Origin of the sequence: Pseudodesulfovibrio hydrargyri (assembly GCF_001874525.1) — a bacterium.
Taxonomy (GTDB): Bacteria; Desulfobacterota; Desulfovibrionia; order Desulfovibrionales; family Desulfovibrionaceae; genus Pseudodesulfovibrio; species Pseudodesulfovibrio hydrargyri.
This window is the reverse complement of record NZ_LKAQ01000005.1, coordinates 166495-193063: the sequence shown is the minus strand read 5'-3', so window position 1 is coordinate 193063 and position 26569 is coordinate 166495. Positions and strand designations below refer to the sequence as shown.

Here is a 26569-nt window from a genome sequence, read left to right as displayed (position 1 = left end):
CATGCGCGACGTCGCCGGCCAGCACGGCGACAGGCTAAAAACATCATTCTACCTCGGGCGCATCCTCAGGACACCGGTATGGACATTGCCCGGGTGTTCCGGTGAACGGAAAGAGGCTCATCTGAATTATTCCGCTTCGGGAAAAAACCTCTTGATTTCTCGCCAGACCGTGCCCCTTGAATCAGTACTGACGGTTCTACTATGAACTGACTTACTTATGTACCAAAAGACAAGAATGGATTTTTAAATAGAACAGTGGTAATAACGTGTTACCCTTTAAAAGAAGGCGGCGTATGCGGCAAATAAAATATAAATTAGTTCAAATTTAAAGACAAACACTATAACAAACCACCGATTCGCATACCTTGGATTTGCGTTGCCGCAAAAGCCATAACCTAATTAAAATAACGTAAAAATAAAACGGTTGCCAAAATTACGTGAGCAAGTTGCGCATTCGATACGATACTCCGTAACCATGCGACAGGGAACGTCAACACTATAACGCATCAGGCGGAATTCCCTGCCCGGTGCTGCCGGAATGAAGAGAAAACTGTTGCTGCCATGTGTCGCTGTTTGTGCTAGTATCCACACATGCCATATTTCAAAATTTCGGATTAGTGCGGTTCTGGAGTCCCGCGCCAGGATAGGTGTCACGTTGGAAGGAAGATCAAATCGGCTTGACTAAAAACGACTTTGGACGAAACCTGTCTCAGGACTGAACCAGCCTGACAATTGCGGACCGTCAAAAGATATCCCCGTCGAATCAAGGACAAGACACAAAACTTAAGCGCAGGGCAAGAGAATACGCTTATGGACAATATCATTTAGCCCTGCTCATCATAACAGTAAGGATTTAGAATGGCCTCTTACGGAATAATAAACAATACGGCTCGATTCAAACTGCTCTCAACACTGTTTCTGGCCGTTTCCCTTCTCTTCGGGTGCAACGATGGCGCGGATACGGCGATGCCCGCATCAACAAGCCGCCAGGTCAGCACGGTCGCGATACACAGGCAGGCGGTCACGCTGACCATGGAACTGTCCGGGCGTACCACCCCCTTTCGCATAGCGGAGATTCGTCCGCGCATCAGCGGACTGATCCAGCGGCGCCTGTTCACGGAAGGCTCCGACGTCAAGGAAGGAGAGGTCCTCTACCTGATCGACCCCGCTCCCTTCCAGGCGGAGTACAACAACGCGCTGGCGGGACTCAAGCAGGCCCAGGCCCAACTTCAGTCCGTAGGCTCCAAGGCGGAACGCTACGAAAAGCTTCTGGAGGCCAAGACCGTAAGCCAGCAGGACTACGATGATGCCGCCTCCGCTCTGAATGAACTCAACGCCAGGATCAGGTCGTTGCAGGCGTCCCTGGAAGTCGCCCGCATAAACCTGGGATACACCAAAATCACCGCCCCTATTCCCGGCCGCATCGGCAAGTCCTCCGTCACGGACGGGGCCATTGTCACGGCCTATCAAAGTACCGCCCTGACCTCCATCCAGCAGCTCGACCCCATTTATGTGGATGTTCCCCAGTCCACCACGGAACTGCTGCGTATCCGGAACAGCGTCGGGAAGGGGCAATTCAAATCGAATTCGCAACAACCCGAGGTCCAACTTATCTTGGAAGACGGCACCCTTTATCCCCACGAGGGAACGTTGCAGTTCAGCGACGTCACGGTGGATCAGACCACCGGGACGGTGACCCTGCGGGCGATTTTTCCCAATCCGGACAAAACGCTGCTGCCCGGCATGTTCGTCAAGGCGGTGGTACAGGAAGGCGTCGACGAACAGGCCATCCTCGTTCCGCAACAGGGCGTGTCGCGCGATCACCGGGGCGATCCCTACGCCTTGATCGTGGATGACGAAAGCAAGGTTCAGCTGCGCCGTCTGGTCCTCGACCGGGCCATCGACGGCGACTGGCTGGTTGTCTCCGGGCTGGTCCCCGGCGACCGTGTGATCGTCGAGGGTTTACAACGGCTGCAGCCGGGCACGGAGGTCAAGGCCACCCCGTTCAATCCGGCGCAGGGACAGGCTGCTACACCCGCTCCTGACGCGCAACCCCGGAAACAAGGCGCTGGTGCAGAATAATGCTGTCGAAATTCTTTCTTGACCGTCCGGTCTTCGCCTGGGTCATCGCCATCATCATCATGACGCTCGGCGCGCTCATGATCTATGTAATGCCGATCTCGCAGTATCCGCCCATCGCTCCGCCCTCCATCTCGATCGAGTCCTTCTACACCGGCGCTTCGGCGGAGACCGTCGAAAACACGGTCACCCAGATCATCGAGCAGAAGATGACCGGCCTGGACGGCATGCTCTATCTGACCGGTACGAGCTCCTCTTCTGGCCAGTCGCGCATCGAATTGACCTTTACCCCGGGCACCGATCCGGACCTTGCCTGGACCAAGGTGCAGAACAAGCTGCAACTGGCCACGGCCAGCCTGCCCGACTCGGTGCAGCGCTTCGGCATCAAGGTCAGCAAATCCACCCGAAACTACCTGATCATCATCGGGCTCATTTCGAGAGACGGGAGCATGAGCAGCGAGGACCTGCGGGACTACGCCCAGTCCAACCTGGAAAAGGTCCTGGCCCGCGTCCCCGGCGTGGGCGAGGTGGAGAGCTTCGGCACCCAGTACGCCATGCGCGTATGGGTCAATCCCGACCGCCTGACCAACTACAGCCTGACCATGGACGACGTCATCACGGCCTTGCGGAACTACAACGTCGAGGTTTCGGCCGGACAGCTGGGCGGCACGCCGGCCGAAAAGGGGCAGCGCATCAACGCCCCCATCGTGGTGCAGCACCTGTTGCAGACCCCGGATGAATTCGCCTCCATCCCCATCCGCTCCAATCAGGACGGCTCGGTAATCCGCATCAGGGACATCGCCCGCACCGAATTGGGAACCGAGCGCTACGACGTCGACGCCCGCTACAACGGCGTCCCCTCGGCGGCCATGGCCATCCGCCAGGCCGCAGGGGCCAACGCCCTGGACACGGCCAACGCCATCAAGGCGAAACTCAAGGAGCTGAGCGCCTACTTCCCCGTCGGGATGGAAGTGGTCTACCCCTACGACACCACACCGTTTACCGTGGTGGCCATCGAGGAGGTGGTCAACACCCTGTTCGAGGCCGTACTCCTGGTCTTTGTCATCATGTACGTCTTCATGGGGAGTATCCGGGCGACCCTGATCCCGACCATCGCCGTACCGGTGGTTCTTTTGGGAACCTTCGCCGTGCTCGGGCTTTTCGGCTTTTCCATCAACATGCTGACCATGTTCGCCATGGTCCTGGCTATCGGCCTATTGGTGGACGACGCCATCGTCGTGGTCGAGAACGTGGAACGGATCATGGCCGAGGAAGGGCTCTCGCCACGGGAGGCCACGGCCAAATCCATGGACGAAATCACCAGCGCCCTGATCGGCATCGGGCTGGTGCTGTCCGCGGTCTTCGGCCCCATGGCCTTTTTTCAGGGCTCCACAGGCGTGCTCTACCGTCAGTTTTCCATCACCATCATCGCCTCCATGCTCCTTTCGGTGCTCGTGGCCCTGATCCTGACCCCGGTGCTGTGCGCGACGTTCCTCAAACCCACGGAAAAAGGGCACGGCCCCGCGACCAACGCGATCTTCTTCATGCGCCCGTTCTTCCGCTGGTTCGAGAGCGTCTTCACCAAGACCAGAAGACTGTATGTTGAACTCGTCCACCATTCCTTCTCGCGAAAGATCCCGTACCTGATGTTCTACGCCCTGCTCGTGGCGGCCGTGGGCTTTTTGTTCATGCGCATGTCCACCTCCTATATCCCGGATGAGGACCAGGGCATCCTGCTGGTTCAGGCCACGCTTCCCTCGGGTTCCACCTTGGAGCAGACCACGGCGATCATGGACGAAGTCCAGAAATACTTCATGGAAAACGAACAGGACGTGATCGAGTCCATCATGCCCATCGCCGGTGTCTCGTTCGGCGGTCAGGGGCAGAATATGGCCTTTGGCTTCGTCAAGCTCAAGCCGTGGGAGGAACGCAACGATCCCACCATGTCGGTCCCCAGTCTTGCGGGCAGGGCCATGCGGGCCTTTTCCAAGATCAAGGGTGCCTCCGTGTACGCCTTCCCGCCGCCCCCGGTGGTGGAGTTGGGCATGGCGTCGGGATTCGACTTCGAGCTGCTGGACATGGGAGGCCTGGGACATCAGAAATTCATGGAGGCCCGCAATCAGCTCCTGGGCATGGCCGCACAGGACCCCCGACTGGCCCGGGTCCGGCCCAACGGTATCGAGGACGCCCCGCAGTACTACGTCGATGTCGACTGGGGAAAGGCGGGCGCCCTGGGCGTGCCCATCTCGTCCATTCACACGACCCTGTCCGCGGCCTTCGGCGGTTCCTACGTCAACGACTTCGTCCAGGCCGGACGGGTCAAGAAGGTCTATGTCCAGGCGGATTCCCCCTACCGCATGCTGCCGACGGACCTTGAGAAGCTCTACGTCCGCAACGACGAGGGCACCATGGTTCCCTTCTCCTCCTTCGCCACCGGCCGGTGGGCCACGGGATCGCCGAAACTGGAACGCTACAACGCCTTCCCGTCCTTCAACATCTGGGGCGAAGCCGCGCCCGGTCACAGCACCGGCGAGGCCATGACGGCCATGGAGGAAATCGTCCGCAAACTGCCTGAGGGCATCGGCTACGACTGGACCGGCCTCTCCTATCAGGAGCGCATGGCCACGTCACAGGGACCAATACTCTATGTCTTCTCCATCTTCGTCATCTTCCTCTGCGTGGCCGCTCTGTACGAGAGTTGGACCATCCCCGTCGTCAACCTGTTGATGCTCCCGCTGGGCGTGTTCGGTGCCATCGTGGCCACCTCGCTGCGCGGGCTGCACAATGACGTCTACTTCCAGATCGGCTTCCTGACCACGTTGGGCCTTTCGACGAAAAACGCGATCTTGATCATTCAGTTCATCAAGGAGCGCATGGGACACGGCGAGGGCCTCATTGATGCGACCCTGGGCGCGGTCAAGACCCGGTTCCGGCCGGTGCTCATGACGTCTCTGGCCTTCTTCTTCGGCGTTTTGCCCCTGGCCCTCAACAGAGGGGCCGGCGCCGGTGCCATGAACGCCATCGGTACGGCGGTCTGCGGCGGCATGATGTCCGCGACGTTCATCGACCTCGTATTCATTCCCCTGTTCTTCGTGCTGATTTACGGCCTGTTCAAGGGAAAGAATAATCCATCCGGTTAGGATGGCGAAGGCCAACGGGAAGTGGTCCGCTTTGGTGGACGATTCAACCCCATCCATACCAAAACCGCTGATCGAAAGATCGGCGGTTTTTTCTTTTTGGGCACGCCGAGACGGAAGCCCGACGGCATACCGACAGCATCTGTCCTCCAACTCCCCTGCCCCATTCCCGGCGGCGGTTTTTCCAACTTCATGCTAAAATAGTTACAGGCCAGATCTCGGGATGACTTGCGGGAATACCTATAGTAATATATCAAATTGCGAAGTTTATTCGCAACGTTGCATATCGGCTCATTGGCGGCCGTCAACACCAATGAAACCGGAGGGATAGGTTGAAGTTAATTATCCAGATTCCATGCTACAACGAAGAGCATACGCTTCCGGCGACGCTTGCGGATATTCCGAGGGAAATCGAGGGGATAGACGAGGTCGAAATCCTGATCATCGATGACGGCTCAACGGACGAAACCATACGCGTCGCCCAAGAGAACGGCGTGGACCATATAGTCGTGAACCGCAAGAACCTGGGGCTGGCCAGGACGTTCCGCAAGGGGTTGGAGGCCTGTCTCAAGCTGGGCGCGGACATCATAGTCAATACGGACGGCGACAACCAATACGCCGGATGGGACATACCGAAGCTGATCCAGCCCATTCTGGCGGGCGAGGCCGAGTTGGTGGTTGGCAACCGGCAGACCGAAAAGGTGGAACACTTTTCCCGGGGGAAAAAAATCCTCCAGTGGTTCGGCAGCGGCATCGTCAGCAGGCTGGCGGGCGTGGACATCCCTGACGCCGTCAGCGGGTTCCGGGCCATCACACGGGAGGCCGCCCTCAAGATCAACATCGTGTCCAACTTCAGCTACACAACCGAAATGATCATCCAGGCGGGCAAGAAGCACATGGCCGTGGCTTCCGTGCCCGTGGAGACCAATCCCAAAACCCGGGAATCGAGATTATTCAAAAGCATCCCCCTGTTCATCCAAAAGCAGGTCTCCACCATGGTGCGGATGTACGCCATGTACCAGCCGCTCAGGGTATGCTTCTATGTGGGGTCCGTCTTCTTCATCATAGGGTTTATCCCGATAGTCCGTTTCCTGATCCTGTATATGATGGGTGAAGGTGCCGGCCATATCCAGTCGCTGGTCATCGGAGGCGCCCTTCTCATTCTTGGATTCGTCGCCTATTTATTTGGTATCGTTGCCGATGTCGTAAACTTCAACCGACATTTGATAGAACTGACCCTGGAAAAAGTCCGTCGGCTGGAACTCATCGAAGACGAGAAGTCAAAGAACGGCAAGTCCGAGCCATAGTTCATCGGCATGGCAGTTCATTATTCTTGGCCCACCCCGGCTTGCGTCTGCTCTCCAGGAGGATCGTGTGCATTCCGCCGACTTGAATATTGACAATCACCAAAAGATAACGCCTCTCTATTATTCAATCATTCTCATATGCATCGTTTGGAACGCCCTGCTGATCACGAACGGCACGCTCAACTTCTTCGGGCTGGAAAAGTTCGGCTTGGTATATAACGATTTCTTCCTGAGCCTCTGGGATGGAAGGCTGGATCTCACCCCCGCCGTCATCGGGGACGAAGGGTTCTATGCCCTTGACGGCCGTGTTTACACCTACTTTGGTTTTTTCCCGGCGCTCCTCAGGTTGCCGTTTCATTTCTTCGTCGATCTGGCGACGGTCCCGGTTTCGCGAGTCATCGTCTTCGCCTCCTCGATCGGCATCGCGGCGATCTCCCAATCCATCCTGCACACCGTGATGCGGCATGCCTCCAAAGGCTACGGATGGAGCGGCAAGCTGTACCTCTCGTCCACCCTGCTGATATGGCTCGCCTCCCCGACATTGATATTGTGCGCAAACGGTTCGGTCTATCATGAGCCCATCGCTCTCGGGCTCCTCGGGGTCATGCTTTTCGCCTGGATCGTCCTGCGCGGCATGCTGGTCCGTTCCGAATCCGCGCCCGGGAACATGACTGCCCTGGCTATCATCGCGGGGATCATGCTGCACACGCGCCCGACCATGGCCATCGCATTGTATTTTGGGGTCACGCTGTTCTGCCTGCTCCATGCCTACCAGGGATATGTGCGGTTCCGGACGGAACACGGCCCCCTGAAAAGTGCCGTCAGGGCGATCTTCGCCCCGAAGACGGTGGTCGCCCCGATGCTCATACTGTTCGCCTTCGGGTGCCTGCTGCTCTTTTTGAACTGGGTCAAATGGGGAGCCCCCTTCGACCCCGCGCCCCTGGAGCGGTACGGTTTCATTCTGAACGGCGAAGGGTTGTCCGGACGCCACCTCGCGGTCAAGCAGCATGGCCGCTTCAGCATCCGCAGGATCATTCCCGGCGCGATATTCCATCTGACCGGCGTCGGGATGGGAGGATACGCCCATTCGGTCTACGACAGGCTGACCGGCCTGTTCGGGACCGGGACCATGCGGTTGGAAGACCCGGCCCCCCTGCTGCTCATGTGGAGTCCCTGGTTCTTCGCCGCCCTGTTCACCTTTGGCAAGGGAAGAAAGGAATTCACCAAACAGCCTGAAACCATTTCCTATTTTATCCTGGCGACCACGCTCCTCATTCCGATGCTGCTCATGTTCTCCTATCCGACCATCACCGTGCGCTACAAAGCGGAATTCTGGCCGTTTCTCTTTTTGGGACTGTGCGTCCTTTTCGCAGCGAAAGGCCGGGTTTCCCCCACGCAGCTCCATGGCGGATTCATCAGGTTCTTTGCCTGGTGGAGCGTGTTCTCCGCATGCGTTTCCATGGCCGAATCCGTGGCTTACAGAACAGCATGGGTTTCACACTCGAGCGACTCCTGGGTGATGGACCTCGTACTGCATAAGATCAGGACTATTATCTAGAATCGACTTGGGTATGGGGTGATGGCTAAAACCTTTTGCACTCTTATAGGGGCAGTCCTTCAAAGGAAAAGTGGACGATGAAAACCGACGGCAAGACGGATGAAACCAAACGCATTCTGGTTCTGACATCGACATTCCCCCGTTTCGAGGCGGACCACACCCCGCCATTCGTCTACGAACTCTCCAAAAGGCTGGCGACGTCGTTCGACGTGCTGGTCCTCGCTCCCTACGGCGTGGGAGCGCGAAAGGATGAGCAGTGTGATGGAATGACCATTCACCGTTTCAATTACTGGCCTTTTCCCGAAAGAGTGACGGACGGCGCCATGCTTCCCGCGCTGAAAAGAAACAGGCTCCTCTGGCTGCAACTGCCGTTCTTTCTCCTCTTTCAATTGGCGGCCACCATTAGGATGATCCGGCGGTTTAATCCCCACTATATCCATGCCCACTGGGTGGTCCCGCAAGGGGCCGCAGCCGTGCTGGCCCGCTTCCTGACCCGCAGCCGCTGCAAGATCGTCAACACGTCCCACGGCGCGGATTTGAACGGCCTGCGGAGCCTGGACGGGCTGAAACGGTTCTTTTTGAACCGTTGCGATTACGCCACTGCCGTCTCAAAGGAACTTCGACAATTGATTTCGGACATCGGGGTCAGGCCCAGCCTGGAGTGCCCCGTGATCCCCATGGGGGCCGATTCCGCGAATTTCACTTCCTCTGCCGACAACGGCGAGTTGAAAAAGCAGCTTGGGCTCGAAGGCGAGGTCCTGCTCTTTGTCGGCCGCCTGTCGGAAAAAAAGGGCATCGAGTACCTTATCAAGGCGATGCCGGACATATTGGGCGCGCACCCCAAAGCCCGGCTGCTGATCATCGGATCCGGCGAACTGGAAAAGGGCCTGAAGGAACTCGCCCGGCGAACCGAGGGCGCGGAAGGGAGCATCCTCTTCCTGGGGCCCAAGCCGAACCGCGAACTCCCTCAATATCTCGCCGTCGCCGACATGTTTGTCGGCCCTTCCATCGTCGCCAGGGACGGGGATTGCGAAGGGGCGCCGGTCGTCCTGGTGGAATCCATGCTGAGCGGCTGCCTGACGCTCGCGAGCGATCTGCCGACAATCGATGCGACCATCGAGGACAAGGTGACCGGCTACCGGTTCAAATCAAAAGACCCGCAGGCTATCAGCGACTGCGTCCTGCACGCCCTGAACAACCCCCAAGAGGCCGAAGCGATCAGGAAACGCGGACAGCAGTACGCCCGCGACAATTTCTCCTGGGATGTCTGCGGAGAACGGTACAAACAGATTTTCTTTTCGCTGCAATAAAACTATATTCCGCGAGACTCTTGATCCGCCTTGCAGCCTCCGCGTTTGCCGGAATCCACCGAGCGGAAACGAATCAGAGAGGAATCCCGAACGATGCCACTGAAAAAGATACTGACGATCCTGTACCTCCTGGCCGTAGCGCTTTCCTGCGCCTGGTACATAAACGCCAATCTCGACGCATTGCGGGAGAGTTTGAGCAGGATCGACGTCAAGTGGCAGCTTCTCTCCCTGACCTGCCTCCTTCCCCTGTATCTCAGCCTGTTGATGAACTTCGTCGCCACGCAAAGGCGGGTAGAGGAACCGGCGCGGAAGATTCGGTTCAGCCAGTGGTTTTGCGGCTTCATATACGGCCACATAGGACGCTACGTCCCGGGGAAGGTCGCCATGATCTTCGGACGTATCCATTTTTTCGAACGGCTCGGCCTTTCGAAGAAGGCGCTCACCGTCAGCACGCTCTACGAGAACTTCTTCCTGGTCATCGTCTCCATCGTCCTGTCCATGCCCGCTCTGGGGGCGGCAATCGACCGTGACGGCGATGCCGTTTCCCATTTCGTGACGGGTATCGCCTTCATCGCCCTGTCCCTCGTCTTCATCGGCTCGCCGCTCTTCGAGAAATCCTTTCTGCTGGCACTCAGAATCTTCAAAAGGGAACCACCGAAACAATCCCTGTTCCTGACCAAGAGCCAGATCCTCGCGGTCCTGCCCTACGCCTTCCTGGTGGTCGTGTTCACGGGATGCGCCCTTTTCGCCCTGCTGCGGAGCTTCGCCCCCCTGGAGTGGACCTTCTACAACGTGGCCATGGTGACCAGCGCCTATGCGTTCGCGTCCGCCGCCGGTATCCTGGCGCTCTTCGCGCCGTCCGGCATCGGGGTCAGGGAGGGAGTCGCGGCTTACATACTCGGGGGCTGCCTGCATCTCGTCGACCCCGTCGTGCTGGTCATGGCCCTCATCCTGTTTCGCGTCGAACTGATGGTGGTGGAATTCCTGCTTCTCAGCGTTGCCTGGCTGATAAAAGACGAAGGAAGAACCATCTCATGACCCAGTCTCTCCAATGAAGAAGCGCCGGTCCGTACGGACCGGCGCTTTCGTTTTCACTGCCTTCTTGGGAAAATCAGCCGTTGCCGTCGAAGATCGTGCCCGTGGTCCGGGCCACGAGATCGGCCAGGAGCTGTTCCAGGGAATAGTCCGGGTCGGACGGTTTGCGCAACTGGGCGGCCTGGTCCAGGAGCTGGGCCTGGCTCTCAAGGTTGAGCTGCTGCGACTGGAGGCTGTCTTCCTTGCCCTCGTACACGTCCTGAATGGCCGACATCTCGCTTTGCAGCGACTGGACGTACCCGAGTTGGGTGGCGCGAGTGCCCGCCGCGCCCAGGTCGGTGCCGTCCAGGTCGGACCAGGCCACGCCGCTGGACGGAGTGTCCACGGAATGAAAGGTGATGTTGAACCCGCCGTCCTTGCTCGACTGGATGTAGACATTGCCGTTGGCGTCGATCTGATCCGTGCCCCACTGGGAGGAGTCGAGCACCGCGATGCCGTTGAAGTCCGCGGCGGAGATGGTCCCGGTGATCTTGTCCCGAAGCGCGTCGAAGTCGCTCTGGACCACGGAACTGGTGCCGTCCAGCTCGCCGGAGTTGATCTGGTCGATCATGTCCTCCATGTCGTTCAGGGCGTCCATGACGGTGGCCATCTCGGTGCGGGCCACGCCCATCATGGACGCGGCCTCGCCCACGTTGCGCGAGGCCTGGCGCACTGCCGACGCATCGCCGCGCAACTGGCCGCTGATGGCTTCCTCGAAGGGATTGGTGAAGGTGGCCGCCCGGACAGGTCCGCCCAGCACCAGGCTACGCAAATTTTGCCCCACGCCGGACGCCCCGAACAGCTGATTGGTCAGCATGTCCTGCTGCAACAGCTGCAAAGAGTAGTCGTAGATGAAGCTCTTCTCGATGTCGGTCAGGGCCATGACGTCTCCAGTGGATTAGACCTATCCACATGGTTTATCGGCCGCTAGGGCAATATCTTTAGAGCGGGCAAACGCATTTGTCTCCCATGCCGCCCTCACTTGATCCGGCAAGGCATATCCGGGTATACCTGTCCGGACGGATACCCAACAAAGGACAGGCAATGCGCATTCTCAACCTGGACGGCCACTATTTCGTCAGGCCCTTCAAGGAAATGGGCCACGAAGTGCTGTGGCTCGGCACGGACCCCGGCTGCGAAGTCCGCCTGGAGACCGTCATCTCCCTGGCCGACCTGATGCGGCTGCTCGGGGAACGGGCCTTTACGCCGGACCTGGTGGTCTGGAGCGACATGTGCCGCCCTCCCTCGGTCATCGGCATCGAATCCCTGCCCGCCGTGACCGTGGGCTTCTCCATCGACCAGTACTGCAACCCCTGGCACATGGCCTATGCGGCCGCCTTCGATCTGATGCTCGTGGCGCAAAAGGACTACCTGCCGCTCTTCGAGCAGGAGCAATTGGGCAACAGGCTGGAATGGTTCCCGCTCTTCTGCAATCCCTTCCGGGATACGGACCAGGGGCTGGAGCGGGACGTGCCGGTCTCGTTCGTGGGCACGGTGGAGGGATCCATCAACAAGAGGCGCAAGCTCTTTCTCGACGATTTCAGAAAACGGCATCCCCTGTTCGTCACCCAGGGGGATTTCGTGCCCATCTTCAACCGCAGCCGGATCGTGCTCAACCAGTCGGCGGCCGGGGAACTGAATTTCCGGGTGTTCGAAGCCATGGCCTGCGGCGCGGCCCTGCTGACCGAAGACGTGGGCAACGGCCTGGGCGACCTGTTCACCGACGGTGAAGACGTGCTCCTCTACCCGCGCGGCGACGCGGCGGGGGCTGCGGAAAGGGCCCGCCGGGCGCTGGCCGACGGCAGCGCGGAAGCCGTCGCGGCCAACGGCCGGCGCGAAGTGGCGGCGCGCCACTCGTCCACGGTCCGGGCCGCGCACATCGTCAAACGGGCCGAACAGCTGCTCGCCCGGGGGACCACTTGGCGAAAACAGCAGCAAACGCTGGTGCGCCGCCGCATGGCCAACGCCTACAACGTCCTGGCGACCGACGACCAGCTGCCCCTGAACCGGGAGCTGCGCGCCTTTTACCAACAAGTCGGCAAGATGACCCTCGACGCGGCCGGGTCCTAGGCGGAACCGGCGTTGTCGCGGTTCCGCCTACAGGACTACTGGACGAATTCGGCCATCTTGGCGAAGACCGGGTGGCCGCTGTCGTAGCGCTCTACGATGAGCACGTCCTCGAGCTTGTCCACCTGCTTGATCATCTGGTCCAGGCGGTCGTCCGCATCCACCAGAAGCCATATCTTGCTGGTCTGTCCGCCGTTGACCGGCATGCAGGCGATGCCCTCGACGTTGTAGGCCCGACGCGCAAACAGGCCGCAGATGTGGGACATGACCCCGGGGTGATTGTTCACGGACAATTCGATGACGGTCTGCCTACACATGGTTCTCACCTCCGATCATTTGGGAATTGGCCGCTCCGGGAGCCACCATGGGATAGACGGGCTCGTCCGGGCTGACCGGCACGTGAACCAGGGCCGGGCCGGGCGCGGCCAGGGCCCGGGCCAGGGTCGCCTCGGGGTCGTCGCAGTTGCCCAGGTCATAGGTGTTGATCCCGAAGCCGTCAGCGATTTTCATGAAGTCCACGCACTTGCCGTAGTTGGAGGCGACGTAGCGCTTGCCGTAGAAAAGATCCTGTTGCTGGCGGACGAGCCCCAGGGCGTTGTTGTTCGTCAGGATGATCTTGACCGGGATGTCGTATTCCATGGCCGTGGCCAGGTCCTGGATGTTCATCATGATGGAGCCGTCGCCCGAGAAGCAGATGACCGGTTTGTCCGGCGCGGCCAGGGCCGCGCCCAGAGCGGCGGGCATGCCGAATCCCATGGTCCCGAGGCCGCCGGAGGTCAGCCAGTGGCGCGGCCGGGTGAATGGATAGACCTGGGCGGTGCGCATCTGGTGCTGGCCCACGTCGGTGCAGACGATGGCCTGGTCCCCGGCCAGCTCGGCGGCCTTGAGGATGACCCCGTAGGGCGAGGTCGGGTCGTCCGCTCCCGGAACGAGCATGGGATGGGCACCCTTGAGTGCCTCGATCCGGCTGTTCCATTCGGTCCGGTTTTGGCGCTCGATGTGCGGCAACAGCGCCTTGAGCACGTCGGCCACGTCGCCGCGCACCGAGGCGTGGGCGGTCTTGATCTTGTCCAGCTCGCTCGGGTCGATGTCCATGTGGATGACCTTGGCGTTGGGACAGAATTCCGAGACCTTGCCCGTGGCCCGGTCGTCGAAACGCACGCCCACGGCGATGAGCAGGTCGCATTCCTCCAGAGCCAGGTTGGTGTAGCGCGCCGCGTGCATGCCGAGCATGCCGAGGTTCAGCGGATGACCCGAAGGGATGGATCCCAGCCCCATCAGGGTCATGGCCGCCGGGATGGCCCCCTTCTCGGCCACGGCCACGGCCTGGGAAGCGGAGTCGGACTGAATCACCCCGCCGCCCAGATAGAGGATGGGCTTTTCCGCGCGGTTGATCATGGCCGCCGCGTGCTCGATTTCGCCAGCGAACAGCTCCGGGGTCCGGTCCGGGACGCCGGGTTCGGGCCACTGGTCAAACTCGATCTCGGCCATCTGCACGTCCTTGGGCACGTCGACGACCACCGGGCCCGGACGGCCGCTGGCCGCGATGCGGAAGGCCTCGGGAATGACCCGCAGCAGGTCCTCGGCGGACCGGACCAGGAAATTGTGCTTGGTGATGGGCACGGACAGGCCGTAGGTGTCCACCTCCTGAAAGGCATCGGTGCCGATCATGGACAGGGGCACCTGGCCGGTGATGCAGATGACCGGGATGGAATCGAGCTTGGCGTCGGCAATGGCCGTCAGGGTGTTGGTCGCGCCCGGCCCGGAGGTGGCGAAAAAGACCGCGGGCTTGCCCGAGACCCGGGCCATGCCCTGGGCGATGAACCCGGCCCCCTGTTCGTGCCGGGTCAGGATGTGTTTGATCCCGCCGTGTTGCCCCAGGGCGTCGTAGAGCGGCAGATTCGCCCCGCCCGGAATGCCGGCAATGGTCCGCACACCCTGCCGTTCCAGCAATTTGATGATTATTTCCGCACCTGACATTTTCATGAGAGCCTCCTGTTGCCCCGTGTCCGGTGGGAATCAAGAAAAACCCCCACCGGTTAGCACCGACGGGGGTTTATGAAATTCGCTTGTAACTATCCCGCTATGGCGCGTCCCTATGAACACCACCTACTACTACGTCCACGACGACGCATACGCTGGCCACGGCTAGGCTGGCGGGAATGATGGAAATGGTGTTTTCGAGACGCAACATGGAAAGTTCCTTTTGTCTTTACGATTCGATTAGTCCGGCCCAAGGGAAAGGTCAAGCGCTTTCCCGAAAAAACTTGCCATTTCGTTCCACTCCAGCCTATTGCATGGCAAAATCAATAAGGAAGAAAACCATGCGGATACTCATGATCCTGGCCCACCCGGACCCGAACAGTTTCAACCACGCCATCGCGGCTGCCGCGCGGCAAACCCTGGAAGACAACGGACACCAGGTGACCTTTCATGACCTCTACGCCGAAGGATTCGACCCCCTGCTGCCCGCCGGGGAGATCGCGCGCGGAGCGAAGCTGCCCGGCGACGTGGCCCGCCACTGCGAGGAGACGGCCCAAGCCGACGGCCTGATCGTGGTCCACCCGAACTGGTGGGGCATGCCCCCGGCCGTGCTGGCCGGATGGGTGGACCGGGTCATGCGGCCCGGCACAGCCTACGAGTTCGTGGGCGAGGACGGCGGCGAGGGCGTACCCGCCGGGCTGCTCAAGGCGGACAGGGCCATCGTCTTCAATACCTCGAACACGGAAGCGGGCCGTGAGGAGACGGTCTTCGGCGATCCGCTGGAGCGGATTTGGAAAGACTGCGTCTTCGGCCTGTGCGGTGTGCCGGACGTCACCCGGAAGATGTTCCGGATCGTCTGCACCTCCACTCCGGATGAGCGGCGCGGGTGGCTGGACGAAGCGGCCCGGATCGTGGCCGCGACCTTCCCGTCCGGGGCATGATCAGGACGGCCGGAAACGTCCGCATGGCGTGCGATCAGCCATGATCGACGATGCCTAGAGCCGGTCCACGACCAGCCACAGGGCAACAGCCCCGACGAACAGCCGGACCACATGGCCGACGTTGAAATGATAGCCCCAGTCGATGGCGAACATGAGCACCACGGCGGCCAAAAAACCGCCCAGGATGCATTTTCTCCAGATATTCAGACGCAACAGATTCATGCAAACCTCGGAAAAGGGTTGCGACGTATCGCAACCCTTTTGTTGTGATCGGATGAGCGCGTCGCCCTACTTCTTGGCGGGCTTGCTCCTGGTCGTTCTCTTGGAGGACTTCTTCTCGTCCTTCTCGTCCTTGCCGAAGGCGGCCAGCTTGTCGGCCAGCCCCTTCAGCTTGTCATCCACCAGCTTGTTGATGGTCTTGGCGGGATACGTGCCATCCGCCTTGCGAACGCCCGCCTTCATGCCGGTCAGTATCTCGATGCCCTCGTCGATGGTCTTCACGGCCCAGATGTGGAACTTGCCGTCCCTGACCGCCTGAATGACCTCGTCGCGAAGCATCAGGTCCTTGATGTTGGGATACGGGATCATGACGCCCTGCTTGCCGGTCAGGCCCGCGTGCTTGCAGCACAGGAAGAACCCTTCGATCTTCTGGTTCACCCCGCCGATGGGCTGGACCTCGCCGTACTGGTTCACCGAACCGGTGACCGCGATGTACTGGCGGATGGGCACCCCGGACAGGCTGGACAACAGGGCGTAGAGTTCGGTGGACGAGGCCGAGTCGCCGTCGATGCCGCCGTAGGACTGCTCGAAGGCGATGCTGGCCGCCAGGGACAGAGGCCTGTCCTGGGCGAACCGGCTGCGCAGGAACCCGGACAGGATGAGCATGCCCTTGTTGTGGGTCGGCCCTGACATGTCAGCCTCGCGCTCGATGTTGATGATCCCCTCCTTGCCCAGCGAGGTGACCGCCGTGATCCTCGAAGGCTTGCCGAACATGTAGTCGCCCAGGGAATACACGGCCAACCCGTTGACCTGGCCCGCGACCTCGCCGTCCGTGTCCACGAACAGGCTGCCCCGGTCGATCATCTCCTGGAGGCGCTCCTCCACCTGGTTGGAGCGGTAGACCTTGGCCTCGATGGCCTCGGCGACATGCCCGCCCGTGACCGCGTCGGAACCTGCGCGGCCAGCGAAGTAGTCGGCCTCGCTCAAGAGATCGCCCAGTCCCGGGAAGGCGGTGGTGATCTTCTCCTGCCTGCCCGCCCAGCGGACGCCCTCCTCCAGCACGGCGGCCACGCCGGACTGGTCGAACGGTCTGAGCTTGTTGCGGTCCACCTCGGCCCTGACGAACCGGGCAACTTCGAGAACCGACTCGTCGGTCACGTCCATGCTCGACTCGTAATCGGCCCGGACCTTGAATATCTTGGGCACGTCCTCGTCGTAGTTGCGCAGCATGGCGTAGAGGTACGGGCTGCCCAGCACGACGACCTTGACGGCCATCTCGATGGGCTCGGGCTTCAGCCCGGTGGCGCTGATGAAGTAGTACGGATCAAAGGTCTCGATCTCGATCTTCTCGGTCTTGAGCGCCCGCTTCAGGGTCTGCCACACGCCCGGCTCCATGATGGCGTCCATCAGGTTGATGACCAGGTAGCCGCCATTGGCCTTGACGAAGGAGCCCGCCTTGATCTTGGTATAGTCCGTGTGCCAGCCGCCCATACGGTCCATGACCCGCTCGATGGAGCCGAACAGGTTGCGGTACGTGGGATAGGACTCCACGATGACCGGCGGCCCCTGGGTCTCGGCGTTGTCCACCAGCAGGTTGACCTGATACGGCTGGAAGACCATCTCCGGCGATGGGCCGGGCATGATCATGCCCGGTATGGGGCCGGGCTGGCCGCCGCCCCCCAGGGCCTTGATGGAATCCAGATCCTCGACCATATTGTCGAGCACGGAATCCAGGTACTTCGATATCCTCTTGTCCGGATACTCCTCGCGCACCGGCTTGACGAACTCCTGGGCCAGGGCCAGAAACATGAGCCGGTCCACCTCGCGGTGCTTCTCGCCGACCTCCTTCTGGAGCTCCTTGAGTTCCTGGACGATGTGGTCGATCTGCTCCTTGAGCTCCAGCCGCTTGTCGCGCAGCCTCTCGTATTCGTCGCGCGGGAAGCGGCCCTTGTCGACCAGCTCCTCCAGCTCGATCATGCGCTTGGGCTCGCCGTCCACCAGCGGGACCACGTCGGGCCGCTGGATGGGGCCCATCTGCATGCGGACCACCACCAGGCCGGTGTCCTTCACCTGGTCCTCGATGGCCTTGTAGAAGCCCATGACCTTCTTCTCGTGGGCCTCGGCGATCGCGTTCTTGCGGGCGATGTACTCCTCGCTCTCGAAGAGCTGCGGGACCTCCCTCTTTATGTTGTCCAGGAACTTCTGCATGTCCTTCTTGAAACGGTCGCCCTGCCCCGGCTCGAAGCGGAGCAGAATGGGCGCCTCGGGATGCTTGAAGTTGTTCACGTAGCAGATGTCGTCGGGCGTCGCGCGTCCGTCGCCCATTTCGCCCAGGAGCTTGCGCACCGTGGACAGGCGTCCGGTGCCGGGCTGGCCCGTGACAAAGATGTTGTACCCCTTCTTGACCATGCCCAGGCCGAAGCGGAAGGCCTCGACGCCGCGCTTCTGCCCGATGATGTCCTTCTGGGGTTCGAGGTCATCGGTCGTCTTGATGGATAATTGATCGGGGCCCGGGGTCCACTTGAGCTTCTCGACGGGAACTTCGAATGCAGTGCTTGTCTTGGCCATAATCCGTCTCCGTATGTTATTTCCGGGAAATTGCGATTTTCTGCCCCGATTGGAGCGAGCACTTGGGCAGCCTGACCACGAGCACGCCGTCGGCGAACTCCGCCCTGACGCCGGCGGTGTCGATGCGGCACGGCAGGCGCAGGTCCTTGTGAAAGCTGTGGGTGCTGGTGTGGCCCGGGCCCGATTCGCGGGTCTCGGCCACGATGGACAGCTGCCGGTCCATCACCGAGACGTGCACGTCGTCCGGGTCCATGGTGCCCAGCTCCAGCCTGACCACCAGGGTCTCCCCCTCTTCCTCGAGGGTGAGATCGCCCGCCATGCGGCAGAACATGGACGGCAGGTTGAAATCGGCGCACAGATCGTCAAAGAGCCGGTCCACGTCGCTGCGCATGCGCGATATCTCGTCGCGGCTCCATCGTTTCAAATCAGCCATTGACGCTAACCCTCCTTTGCGAATCAACCGTCAAAGCAATATCGTAACAGTATTGATTACCAGTACACTTTACAACAACCGAACAAAAAAAACAGGGGCTTGACGATTTTTTTCGTCAAGCCCCGGCACGGCGCGATGAATTCCGCTCGCCTACAGGCTGCGGAATAGATTGGAGATGGCCAGGATGACGAACCCGGTGGCCACGAGCCAGAAGGGCCGGACCAGGTTCTCGAGAACCGGAATGGACATGACGTCGATCCGTATGAGAATGCCGAGAAGGCCGATGATGACGGCGACGATCCAGGTGAGCAGTTGCGGTGCGCTGAGATTCATGGGGAAAAGCTCCAGTGATTGAGAGAGATGAAATGCCGGTAAAGCTACTCGGAATCCTTGACGAACTCTTCGGCCTCATCCCGTGGGAGAGGCCGCGAATACAAGTAGCCCTGACCGTAATCGCATTGCAGGGAATAAAGCAAGTCCCTTTGGCGCTCCGTCTCGATGCCCTCGGCCACGACCCGCAACCGCAGGGAATGGGCCATGTTCACGATGGCCCGGATGATCTCGATGTTTTCCGGGGTGGATTCCATGCGCTGGACAAAGCTCAAGTCGATCTTGAGCTGGTCCGTGGGGAATTTCTGCAGATAGCTCATGGACGAGTATCCGGTGCCGAAGTCGTCGATGGACAGGAGGATGCCGAGATTCTTCAGCGTCTTCAGCTGATTCACGGACTTCATGGCGTCAAGCATGACCACGGTTTCGGTGATTTCCAACTTCAGTCGGCCGGGCTGTAGCCCCGATTCCTTCAGCATGCGTTCCACATTGCCCGCAAGGGTGCTCTCGGCAAACTGCTTGGCCGAGATATTCACGGCCATGGTCAGTTTTTCCGCCGCCGGATAGAGCCGGGTCCATTCCTGCATGGTCGTACAGGCCTCTTCCAGGATCTGAGCCCCGAGGGTCACGATCTGACCGGTCTCCTCGGCCACGGGGATGAATTCGCCGGGGCTGACCAGACCGCGTTCGGGGTGGTTCCACCGGGCCAGGGCCTCGAATCCGTACAGGCTGCCGTCGGCCAGGTTGACGATGGGCTGGTAATGGGCCGTGAACTCCCGTGCCTCCAGAGCGCGCTTGAGCTCGTTTTCCACGGCCAGGACGTTGACCATGCCCTCGCGCATGCGCTTCTCGTAGGCAGTGATCCGGTTCTTGCCCTCCTCCTTGGCCTCGTTCATGGCCACCTGGGCGTTGTGCACGATCTCCTCGGCGTCCACGTTCGCGCCGGAGCCGATGTCGTAGCCTATGCTGGCCGACAGGGTGAAGGAGATGCCGTCCACCTCCACCGGTTCCTTGAAGGAGTCGAAAATCTTGCGGGTCAGGGACCGGACCTCGCTCCGCCTGGGGATGTCCTCGAGGAGCACGCCGAACTCATCGCTGCCGAACCGGGCCACGGTGTCCACGGACCGGACCGTCTGCTGGAGCTTGACCCCGAGCCGGACCATGAGCTTGTCGCCCACGCTGTGCCCGTAGTGGTCGTTGACCGCCTGGAAGCGGTCCATGTTGATGAACAGGACCGCGAAATGCTCGCCCGTGCGTGAACACCGCTCCGCAGCCCGGTTGAGCCGCTCCAGAAACAGGGCCCGATTGGGCAACCCGGTCAGGGTGTCGTGGAAGGCGCTGTGCTGCAGCTTGCTTTCGATGAGCTTGCGGTTGGTGATGTCGCGCATGCTCAGGCGGATGCCAAGCGACGCGCCGTCGTCCGCGAAGATGGAGTGCCGGACCAGGCTCAGCCACTTGATCTTGGCGTTGACGTCGCTGATCCGGAAGTCGATGCTCTCCTCGTCGCCCACGGTGTCGTCCCGCATGAACTGGAACCACCGGCTCAGATCGTCCTGGTGGACGAGGCGCTCCATCAACTCGGGCTCCTCCATAAACCGCTGGGGCGGATACCCGCTGATCCGTTCGCAGGAAGGCGAAATGTACCGGGGCTCGCCGTCCGGACCGATCCAGCTCTCCCAATCGTAGTTGTAGTCGGCCACCATGCGGTAGCGCTGCTCGGACCGGGCCAGGGCCTCCCGGGACGCCTCGAGTTCCTCCACCGTGGCCTCGAGTCGCCTAGTGGTTTCCAACAGGGACCGCTTGTGCCGGTGCAATTCCGCGAAAATATTGGTCTTGCCACGCAGAATCTCCGGCTCCACCGGCTTGAACAGGTAGTCCACCGCACCCAGTTCGTAGCCATGGAACACATGCCGCTGCTCCTTGCTGATGGCGGTGATGAAGATGATCGGGATGTTCCGGGTGGCTTCCGAGCTCCTGAGCCGCTCGGCCAGCTCGAAGCCGTCCATGCCGGGCATCATGACGTCGAGCAGGGCCACGGCAAAGTCGTGGTCCGGGATCATCTTCAAGGCCTCCGCTCCCGACATGGCCATTTTCAGGTTGAGGTCCTGCCCCCGCAGGATACCCTCGACCAGTTTGAGATTGATCCGTTCGTCGTCGACGACAAGAACGTCAACTATATCGTTCATTTCCCTTCCTTATTCGGCTCAAAGCGCCGCCCGCGCCCATACTCGATATTGGACCATATCCCAGCTTATTCCGTATTGATGTTATAAATTGCGTGATTGAAAAACCATTTTATTGGAATAGTTGGTTCTTTACGTTATGCTGCCGACTGGTTTGACACGCCGGAAACAAACCCTCTATAGACCGTTTCGTAAAAATCGAAACAGGAGAATCTTATGTCCGACAAATCAAAACAATTCAAGCAGGCTCTTGATGATCACCACCAATGGCCGTGCCCGTACGTCTATAAATTCATCGTCCCGGCGGAGAGTCTCGGCAGTTTCCAGGAGCTTTTCTCGTCGGAAAAATTGGAGACACGCCAGTCCAAAACCGGAAAATATACCAGTGTGACAATGACTTCGACCATGTGCTCGGCGGACGAGGTCATGGCCGTTTATGAAAAGGCGGCCCGGATTCCGGGGATCATGTCGCTGTAATCCCCGCTCAAGACTTTACAGTCGGCGCAGTGGGACTTACTGTACACACATATGATCGTATCACACTTGTTACAACTGTTCAGACATCCTCAGCCATTCCGGAGAGAATATGTGGGAATATACCGACAAAGTTAAGGACCACTTCCTGAACCCGCGCAACGTGGGCACCATCGAAGACGCCGACGGGGTCGGGGAGGTCGGTTCGCTGGCCTGCGGTGACGCCCTGACCCTGTACATCAAGGTCGACGACGGCGGGAAGATCACGGACGCCAAGTTCCAGACCTTCGGCTGCGCCAGCGCTATCGCCTCCAGCTCCGCCCTGACCGAGCTGCTCATCGGCAAAACCGTGGACGAGGCGCAAAAGATCACCAACAAGGACATCGCCGAATACCTGGGCGGCCTGCCGCGGGAAAAGATGCACTGCTCGGTCATGGGCCAGGAGGCCCTGGAGCAGGCCATCAAGAACATGCGCGGCGAAGCCCCGTCCAAGGCCGAGCACTCCCACGAAGGCGAGCTCATCTGTGAATGCTTCGGCGTGTTCGACGAGGAGATCCTCGAAGCCATCAAGGTCAACGACCTCAAGACCGTGGAGGACGTGACCAACTTCACCAAGGCGGGCGGCGGCTGCGGCAAGTGCATCCCGGACCTGGAGCGCCTTCTGGCCGAGGCCCACGGCGAGAGCGTATGCCCCACCCCGTCGGACAAGCCCGCCTTCCCGGCCGAGGGCATGACCAACATCCAGCGCATGCACCTGATCGAGTCGGTCATAGACGACGACATCCGGCCCAAGCTCAAGGCGGACGGCGGCAACATCGAACTTGTGGACATCGACCGCGACACCGTGGTGGTCCGCTTTCTGGGCATGTGCTCGGGCTGCCCGTCCAGCCAGGCGACCCTCAACAACCTCGTCGAGTCCACCCTCAAGGAAAAGGTCGATCCCGGCCTGAAGGTTCGGGAGGGCTGATTCATGGACACCATCTATCTGGACAACAACGCCACCACCCAGGTGGACCCGGCGGTTTTCGAGGCCATCAAGCCCTATTTCACCGAACTGTACGGCAACCCTTCGTCCATGCACCGCTTCGGCGGACAGGTGGGAGCCACGCTCAAGCAGGCCCGCGCCTCGGTGGCTTCCCTGCTGGGCTGCGAGCCCGAGGAGATCATCTTCACCTCCTGCGGCTCGGAGTCCGACAACACGGCCATCCGCTCGGCCCTGAACGCCCGGCCCGACCGGCGGCATATCGTCACCACCGCCGTGGAGCATCCGGCCATCCTGAGCCTGTGCAAATATCTCGAGAAAAAGGACGGCTACGAGGTCACCTACCTCGGTACCGACGAATACGGCCGGCTGGACCTCGAGGAGTACAAGACCGCCCTGCGCCCGGACACGGCCATCGTCTCGGTCATGTGGGCCAACAACGAGACCGGCAACATCTATCCCATTGAGGAGATGGCCCAAATCGCCAAGGAGCATGACGTCATCTTCCACACCGACGCGGTCCAGGCCGTGGGCAAGGTGGACATAGACCTGTCCAGGGTCCCGGTGGACATGCTCTCCCTGTCCGGACACAAGCTGCACGCACCTAAGGGCGTGGGCGCCCTGTTCGTGCGCAAGCGCCTGCCCTTCCGCCCCTTCCTCATCGGCGGGCACCAGGAGCGCAGCCGCCGCGCGGGCACCGAGAACACCACGGGCATCATCGCCCTGGGCAAGGCCTGCGAGCTGGCCCGCGAGCACATGGCCGAGGAAAACACCGAGGTCAAGCGGCTGCGCGACAAGCTAGAAAAGGGGCTGCTCGCGGCGATTCCGGACAGCAAACTCAACGGCGACCCGGAACACCGGCTGCCCAACACCGCGAACATCTCCTTCGGCTACGTCGAGGGCGAAGCCATCCTGCTGATGATGGACCAGTTGGGCATCGCGGCCAGCTCCGGCTCGGCCTGCACCTCGGGCAGCCTGGAGCCGTCCCACGTGCTCCGCGCCATGGGCGTGCCCTTCACCTTCGCCCACGGCTCCATCCGCTTCTCCCTGAGCCGGTTCAACACCGAGAAGGAGATCGATTTCGTGGTCGAGACCCTGCCGCCCATCATCGCGAACCTGCGCAAACTCTCGCCGTTTTCGGCGGACAAGCAGGCCCCGGCCTGCACCAAAAGCTTTTCGGAGTAACCATGAAAATAGCCGACAACATGACGCAGCTCATCGGCCGGACGCCCCTGGTCCGCCTGAACAGCCTTGCGGACGGCCTCAAGGCCGACGTGGTGGCCAAATTGGAATTCTACAACCCGTGCGGCTCGGTCAAGGACCGCATCGGCGCGAACATGATCGAGACCGCCCTGGCGGACGGGACCATCAACAAGGACACGGTCCTGGTGGAACCGACCTCCGGCAACACCGGTATCGGCCTGGCCTTCATCTGCGCGGTCAAGGGCATGCGCCTGATCCTGACCATGCCCGAGTCCATGTCCGTGGAACGGCGCAAACTGCTCCACGGGCTGGGCGCGGAACTGGTCCTGACCCCGGCGGCCGAAGGCATGAAAGGGGCCATCGCCCAGGCCGAGAAGATCGTCCAGGAGACGGACAACGCCTTCATGCCCATGCAGTTCGAGAACCCGGCCAACCCCGAGGCCCATCGCAGGACCACGGGACCGGAGATCTGGGAGGACACGGACGGCAAGGTGGACATCTTCGTGGCCGGCGTGGGCACCGGCGGCACCCTGACAGGCGTGGCCGAATCCCTGAAGGCCCAAAAGCCCGGCCTCAAGGCCGTGGCCGTGGAGCCCGACGCCTCCCCGGTCCTGTCCGGCGGGCAGCCCGGCCCCCACGCCATTCAGGGCATCGGCGCGGGCTTCGTGCCCGGCGCGCTGAACACCGGCATCATTGACGAGGTCGTACGCGTCAAAAACGACGATGCGGTGGAGACGGCCAAGCGGCTCATGCGCGAGGAAGGCATCCTCTGCGGCATCTCGTCCGGGGCCAACTGCGCGGCGGCCCTGGAACTGGCCCGGCGCGAGGAAAACGCGGGCAAGATGATCGTGTTCATCGTCTGCGACACCGGCGAACGGTACCTGAGCACCCCGCTCTTCAGCTAGAGGAGATTCCATGACCAGTGAAGACTACACATTGGCGGATGTGGTCGCGCTCCTCGTGGAGTCCGGAGACAAGGGCCCGCGCTCGCACCGCAGGGCCGGCGAGGCGCCCATGCCCTCGGTGGACGTCCTGCGCGGCATTGTCGAGGACCTGCGCTGCGTCCTGTTTCCCGGCTATTTCGGCCCGTCCGAGATCACACCGGACACCATGCCCTACTACATCGGCTCCACCCTGGACCAGCTGGAACGCAAGCTCGCGGACCAGATCAACCGGGGCTATTGTTTCGTCTGCGACGCCACCACCACCGAGCGGTGCAACGACTGCGAGCAGCGGGCCAAGGCCATAGCCAAGAAGTTCATCACCAAGCTGCCCGAGATCAGGGAGTACCTGCTCTCCGACGTGGAGGCGGCCTACATCGGCGACCCGGCGGCCAAGACCCACGGGGAGACCATCTTCTGCTACCCGTCCATCCGGGCCCTGACCAACCACCGCATCGCCCACGAACTGTACGAGCTCGGCGTGGACATCATCCCCCGCATCATCGGCGAGATGGCCCACTCGGACACGGGCATCGACATCCACCCGGGCGCGACCATCGGCAAGTCCTTCTTCATCGACCACGGAACGGGCACGGTCATCGGCGAGACCTGCATTATCGGCGACAACGTGCGCGTGTACCAGGGCGTGACCCTGGGGGCCAAGAGCTTCCCCAAGGGGGAGGACGAGATGCTCATCAAGGGGCTGCCCCGCCACCCCATTGTGGAGGACGACGTGATCATCTACGCCGGGGCGACTATTCTGGGCCGGATCACCATAGGCAAGGAAGCGGTCATCGGCGGCAACGTCTGGATCGTGCGCGACGTCGCGGCCGGGGCGCAGATCGTCCAGACCCGGGCCCTGGAGCAGTCCTTCGAACACGGCGCGGGCATCTGATCCGGCAACGATCCTTCGAATAAAGGCAAATAAAAAAGGAGGCATGGACAACCACGCCTCCTTTTTCTTCATGTCGAACTTTAACTATTTTTCCAGTTCCCGAACCATGTCCGCCACGGGCTGTCCGGTGGGCGACTTGGCTTCGGGGTTGATGGCCAGGACGCCCTTCCAGGCCTTGAGCGCGGACGCCGGGTCGTTCAGGTCGTGGAGGTAGACGATGCCCATGTTGAACCTGGACGTGATGTGGCCCTTGTCCAGGGACGCGGCATGGCCGAAGGCGTCCACGGCCTTGTTGAACTGCTTGGTGCGCCGGTACATGACCCCCAGGTCGGACCAGACGTTGACCTCGTTGGGCTTGAGTTCCAGGGCCCGCTCATAGGCATTGACCGCACGGGCGGGCAGGTTGTGATCGAAGCAGAAGTTGCCGAGCTGCACCCACAGATCCGCGTTGGTCGGGTCGGCGGCCGCGGCGTTCTCCATGCTGGCCAGGGCCTCGGGGTCGGCTGAATGCGGCACCGGGGACTCCGTGGGGGTGGCCTGGGTGGACACGCTCATCCGCTGACCCCGCTGCCCCACGTAGAGCATGGTCACGGCATTGCCGATAAAGACGCCCAGCAGGACGCCGATGACGGCCAGCATGACCGCCGAACTCTTTTTGACGTATTTCCCCTCTGATTCGGCTGCCTCGCGTTCGCGTTTATGTACTCCCATCTTATCTCCTGATTCTTGTTTTTTTCAGAGTCCGGACCTTGTCGTCCACCTGTAACAAAAGCACGTTTCGCAAGCCCTGTAAACATTGTGCAAGTACCCGCCCAGTCCGTGCAATGCTTGACTTCCAGCCCGGCTTATACCAATCTACGCCGTCTCATAAAAGCGGACACTTTA

22 protein-coding genes are annotated in these 26569 nt (G+C 60.9%); 13 read left to right on the top strand and 9 right to left on the bottom strand.

Annotated features, from left to right (window positions below; translation table 11 throughout):
* Positions 1–858 precede the first annotated feature (858 nt).
* The 6 genes from BerOc1_RS18205 to BerOc1_RS18180 all read left to right on the top strand — a co-directional run bounded on the left by BerOc1_RS18205 (position 859) and on the right by BerOc1_RS18180 (position 10429).
* Positions 859–2082: an efflux RND transporter periplasmic adaptor subunit gene (locus BerOc1_RS18205; protein ID WP_071547339.1), complete on the top strand. Its 1224-nt coding sequence runs from the start codon at positions 859–861 to the stop codon at positions 2080–2082.
* Positions 2082–5219 carry an efflux RND transporter permease subunit gene (locus tag BerOc1_RS18200; RefSeq protein ID WP_071547338.1) on the top strand — a complete coding sequence of 1046 codons (3138 nt, stop codon included), beginning with the start codon at positions 2082–2084 and terminating at the stop codon, positions 5217–5219. The genes BerOc1_RS18205 and BerOc1_RS18200 overlap by 1 nt, the downstream gene beginning before the upstream one ends.
* A 329-nt stretch (positions 5220–5548) precedes the next feature.
* The gene (locus BerOc1_RS18195; RefSeq protein ID WP_071547337.1) at positions 5549–6523 is read left to right on the top strand and encodes a glycosyltransferase family 2 protein; all 975 of its coding nucleotides are present in this window, start codon (positions 5549–5551) and stop codon (positions 6521–6523) included.
* 67 nt (positions 6524–6590) lie between these two features.
* Positions 6591–8081, top strand: a complete 1491-nt coding sequence (locus BerOc1_RS18190) for a hypothetical protein (protein ID WP_071547336.1) — start codon at positions 6591–6593, stop codon at positions 8079–8081.
* A 77-nt stretch (positions 8082–8158) separates the two neighbouring features.
* On the top strand, positions 8159–9391 hold the full coding sequence (locus BerOc1_RS18185) for a glycosyltransferase family 4 protein (protein ID WP_071547335.1): 1233 nt from the start codon (positions 8159–8161) through the stop codon (positions 9389–9391).
* Positions 9392–9484: 93 nt separating this feature from the next.
* Entirely contained in the window at positions 9485–10429 is a 945-nt protein-coding gene (locus BerOc1_RS18180) for a hypothetical protein (RefSeq protein ID WP_071547334.1), read from the top strand.
* A 73-nt stretch (positions 10430–10502) separates the two neighbouring features.
* On the opposite strand, the gene BerOc1_RS18175 is transcribed toward BerOc1_RS18180, so the two are convergent.
* Positions 10503–11348 carry a flagellin gene (locus BerOc1_RS18175; protein ID WP_071547333.1) on the bottom strand — a complete coding sequence of 282 codons (846 nt, stop codon included), beginning with the start codon at positions 11346–11348 and terminating at the stop codon, positions 10503–10505.
* Positions 11349–11509: 161 nt separating this feature from the next.
* On the opposite strand from BerOc1_RS18175, the gene BerOc1_RS18170 reads away from it, so the two are divergent.
* Entirely contained in the window at positions 11510–12535 is a 1026-nt protein-coding gene (locus BerOc1_RS18170; protein WP_071547332.1) for a glycosyltransferase family protein, read from the top strand.
* A 35-nt stretch (positions 12536–12570) separates the two neighbouring features.
* On the opposite strand, the gene ilvN is transcribed toward BerOc1_RS18170, so the two are convergent.
* Positions 12571–12849, bottom strand: coding sequence for an acetolactate synthase small subunit (ilvN, locus tag BerOc1_RS18165; protein WP_071547331.1), 279 nt, complete (start codon positions 12847–12849; stop codon positions 12571–12573).
* On the bottom strand, positions 12842–14518 hold the full coding sequence (gene ilvB, locus BerOc1_RS18160; RefSeq protein ID WP_071547330.1) for an acetolactate synthase large subunit: 1677 nt from the start codon (positions 14516–14518) through the stop codon (positions 12842–12844). The genes ilvN and ilvB overlap by 8 nt, the downstream gene beginning before the upstream one ends.
* Positions 14519–14856: 338 nt before the next feature.
* Between ilvB and BerOc1_RS18155 the strand changes: the two genes are divergently transcribed.
* Positions 14857–15456, top strand: coding sequence for an NAD(P)H-dependent oxidoreductase (locus BerOc1_RS18155; RefSeq protein WP_071547329.1), 600 nt, complete (start codon positions 14857–14859; stop codon positions 15454–15456).
* Between the two features lie 54 nt (positions 15457–15510).
* On the opposite strand, the gene BerOc1_RS19155 is transcribed toward BerOc1_RS18155, so the two are convergent.
* From BerOc1_RS19155 to BerOc1_RS18135, 5 genes are all read right to left on the bottom strand, one after another.
* A complete protein-coding gene (locus BerOc1_RS19155) occupies positions 15511–15678 on the bottom strand; it encodes a hypothetical protein (protein ID WP_165610841.1) in 168 nt (55 codons plus the stop codon).
* Positions 15679–15744: 66 nt separating this feature from the next.
* Complete coding sequence (locus BerOc1_RS18150; RefSeq protein WP_071547328.1) at positions 15745–18243, bottom strand: Lon protease family protein; 2499 nt, start codon at positions 18241–18243, stop codon at positions 15745–15747.
* Positions 18244–18259: 16 nt separating this feature from the next.
* Positions 18260–18676 carry an Hsp20/alpha crystallin family protein gene (locus BerOc1_RS18145; protein WP_071547327.1) on the bottom strand — a complete coding sequence of 139 codons (417 nt, stop codon included), beginning with the start codon at positions 18674–18676 and terminating at the stop codon, positions 18260–18262.
* Between the two features lie 150 nt (positions 18677–18826).
* A complete protein-coding gene (locus BerOc1_RS18140; protein ID WP_071547326.1) occupies positions 18827–19009 on the bottom strand; it encodes a hypothetical protein in 183 nt (60 codons plus the stop codon).
* A gap of 44 nt (positions 19010–19053) precedes the next feature.
* Positions 19054–21192, bottom strand: coding sequence for an EAL domain-containing response regulator (locus BerOc1_RS18135; RefSeq protein ID WP_071547325.1), 2139 nt, complete (start codon positions 21190–21192; stop codon positions 19054–19056).
* Positions 21193–21405: 213 nt separating this feature from the next.
* Here BerOc1_RS18135 and BerOc1_RS18130 point away from each other — a divergent pair, with 213 nt between their 5' ends.
* From BerOc1_RS18130 to epsC, 5 genes are all read left to right on the top strand, one after another.
* The gene (locus tag BerOc1_RS18130; protein ID WP_071547324.1) at positions 21406–21666 is read left to right on the top strand and encodes a DUF493 family protein; all 261 of its coding nucleotides are present in this window, start codon (positions 21406–21408) and stop codon (positions 21664–21666) included.
* Between the two features lie 109 nt (positions 21667–21775).
* The gene (nifU, locus tag BerOc1_RS18125; RefSeq protein ID WP_071547323.1) at positions 21776–22630 is read left to right on the top strand and encodes a Fe-S cluster assembly protein NifU; all 855 of its coding nucleotides are present in this window, start codon (positions 21776–21778) and stop codon (positions 22628–22630) included.
* A gap of 3 nt (positions 22631–22633) precedes the next feature.
* A complete protein-coding gene (nifS, locus tag BerOc1_RS18120) occupies positions 22634–23830 on the top strand; it encodes a cysteine desulfurase NifS (RefSeq protein WP_071547322.1) in 1197 nt (398 codons plus the stop codon).
* 2 nt (positions 23831–23832) lie between these two features.
* Complete coding sequence (gene cysK, locus BerOc1_RS18115) at positions 23833–24753, top strand: cysteine synthase A (protein WP_071547321.1); 921 nt, start codon at positions 23833–23835, stop codon at positions 24751–24753.
* Between the two features lie 10 nt (positions 24754–24763).
* Positions 24764–25684: a serine O-acetyltransferase EpsC gene (gene epsC, locus BerOc1_RS18110; RefSeq protein ID WP_071547320.1), complete on the top strand. Its 921-nt coding sequence runs from the start codon at positions 24764–24766 to the stop codon at positions 25682–25684.
* Between the two features lie 84 nt (positions 25685–25768).
* Here the strand turns inward: epsC and BerOc1_RS18105 are convergent, their stop codons facing one another.
* The gene (locus BerOc1_RS18105; protein ID WP_071547319.1) at positions 25769–26395 is read right to left on the bottom strand and encodes a tetratricopeptide repeat protein; all 627 of its coding nucleotides are present in this window, start codon (positions 26393–26395) and stop codon (positions 25769–25771) included.
* Positions 26396–26569 lie beyond the last annotated feature (174 nt).